We start from the raw sequence: 1,617 nt of genomic DNA, 5'->3' as shown, positions 1-1,617 counted from the left end.
TGCATCGGAATGCGCGCGCGGGCGGTGTTGCTGTCGATCGTATGGCGATACTGCTCACGGAGGGTCTTCGGCTGGCGCTGTACTCACAGGCGAAGGGCAAGGCTGCGGGCGTCACAGGCATCAACGCCGGCCGGCAAAGGAAAGCATAAATATCCCTCAAGGGTGGGTTGAGAACAATCAAATTGTGCGGTTGCGGGTGCGTTGCTAGATTGGCCGCATGATTAACAAATTTCTTTCGCTCCTGGCGGTCTTGCTGATGGTGCAGCTCCCCGCTACTGCTCAGACATCGTCCATCGTGGGGACATGGGTTCTCAGCGCAGCCGATAAACTGCTACCTGACGGAAGCCGCGTCTCTGACTATGGCGAGCATCCGCATGGGCTCGTGATCTTCACGAGCGATGGCTATTACTCGATCCAGATCTACCGCGCAGACCTGCGGAAGTTTTCCTCAGGGAACAAGCTGAAGGGAACGCCAGAGGACTATAAGGACGCCTCGCTTGGCATGAGCGTTCACTTCGGGCGCTACACGATCGATCCGGTGAAGAGCACCATCAGTTTCCAAATCGATCGCTCCTCTTTTCCCAACCTGGATGACACTACCGCCGTTCGCATCTATGAGATGAAGGGCGATGAGCTATCGTGGAAGGTCCAGCCGCGTCCGGATGGATCTGTTCCACTCACCGTGCTGCGACGGGTCCGATAGTTTGGGGAAACCGGCGTGGTTCAGGGCTTTTGGGTGGGGCGGAGGAGGACCTCGCTGACGAAGGACTGCGGCGCCTGAGTAACGAGCATGGCGACCACTCGCGCGACGTCTTCGGGCTGGACTTTCTTTGCGGCGTTCTTGTCGCTGCGGGAGAATCCGGTGTTGACGGAGCCGGGCGCGATGACGGAGACGCGGATGTTGTGGGGGCGGAGCTCCTCGGCGACCGAGTAGGTGAGGCCGTTGAGTCCCCACTTCGAGGCGGAGTAGGCTGCGCCGTTGGCGAGAGGATTCTTGCCAGCGAGCGACGAGATATTGATGATGTGGCCGGACTGCGCGGAGATCATCATGGGGGCCAGGGCTCGAATCATCAGGTAGGGACCGCGAAGGTTGGTACCCATGAGAGTGTCCCAGTCGGAGGGAGCCATCTCGACGAGCGGCTTGCCGATGAGGCCGATGCCGGCGTTATTGACGAGAATGTCGCAACGGCGGTGCTGGCTCTCAACGGTCTCCGCGAGTCTGGAGATGGAGGATTCGTCGAGCAGGTCGAGCGGAGCGGTCTGGGCGGAGCCTCCTGCGGCTTCGATGTCCTGCCGTACCTGATCGAGGCTTGCCTTGTCGCGCGCGACGAGGATCACGGTGGCTCCCATGGAGGCGAGTTGATGGCTGATCGCGGCGCCGATGCCGCGTGCGGCTCCGGTGACGACTGCGACTTGTCCTTTGAGTTCTTCGGTCATGGTGGGTTGGATGCGCGGAAGGGAACAGCAGATCCTTCGACTTCGGGCTGCGCCTTCGCTCAGGATGACACGGCTTGTTGTGGGTGGGATTTGTGGTCAGAGGAGCGAAAGGTGTTCGCCCTTCGCTCGATGCCCACCTTAGCGACGAAGAAGCTGTCGCGAAGGTGGTTCCCGACGTTT

2 protein-coding genes are annotated in these 1,617 nt (G+C 60.5%); one reads left to right on the top strand and one right to left on the bottom strand.

Annotated features, from left to right (window positions below):
- Window positions 1-217: 217 nt before the first annotated feature.
- Window positions 218-703, top strand: a complete 486-nt coding sequence (locus JAO29_RS23090) for a lipocalin-like domain-containing protein (RefSeq protein ID WP_334270641.1) — start codon at window positions 218-220, stop codon at window positions 701-703.
- Between the two features lie 20 nt (window positions 704-723).
- Here the strand turns inward: JAO29_RS23090 and JAO29_RS23085 are convergent, their stop codons facing one another.
- On the bottom strand, window positions 724-1,437 hold the full coding sequence (locus tag JAO29_RS23085) for an SDR family oxidoreductase (RefSeq protein WP_334270640.1): 714 nt from the start codon (window positions 1,435-1,437) through the stop codon (window positions 724-726).
- Window positions 1,438-1,617: the final 180 nt, after the last annotated feature.

It is taken from the genome of Edaphobacter sp. HDX4, assembly GCF_036877565.1.
GTDB lineage: Bacteria > Acidobacteriota > Terriglobia > Terriglobales > Acidobacteriaceae > Edaphobacter.
This window is presented reverse-complemented; position numbering and strand designations above follow the sequence as displayed.